Below are 236 nucleotides of genomic sequence, written 5' to 3'. Positions count from 1 at the left end.
CGCATCCTCCAAACCACCACCAATCACCACCACCAACCGCTCATCCGCCACCACCGCCCCCTGCAACCGCGCCAACACCTCATGAACCCCACCAGCCCGATACACCTCACCCTCAAACACCCAACCCCCCACCGGCACCAAATCCACACCAAACAACGGCGCCACCACCGGCCCCGGCTCCACCACCACCGGCCGCAACACCAACGACTCCACCGCCGCCACCGGCACACCCGCAC

1 protein-coding gene is annotated in these 236 nt (G+C 66.9%); it reads right to left on the bottom strand.

The genetic code is table 11. From position 1 onward, the window contains the following. A partial coding sequence (locus LPA41_RS43945; RefSeq protein WP_229077046.1) for a hypothetical protein occupies positions 1–222 on the bottom strand: 222 nt, incomplete at its 3' end. Positions 223–236 lie beyond the last annotated feature (14 nt).

The organism is Actinoplanes sp. DH11 (assembly GCF_020873875.1).
GTDB lineage: Bacteria > Actinomycetota > Actinomycetes > Mycobacteriales > Micromonosporaceae > Actinoplanes.
The sequence above is the reverse complement of the archived record's forward strand: the minus strand, read 5'-3'. Positions and strand labels throughout refer to the sequence as shown.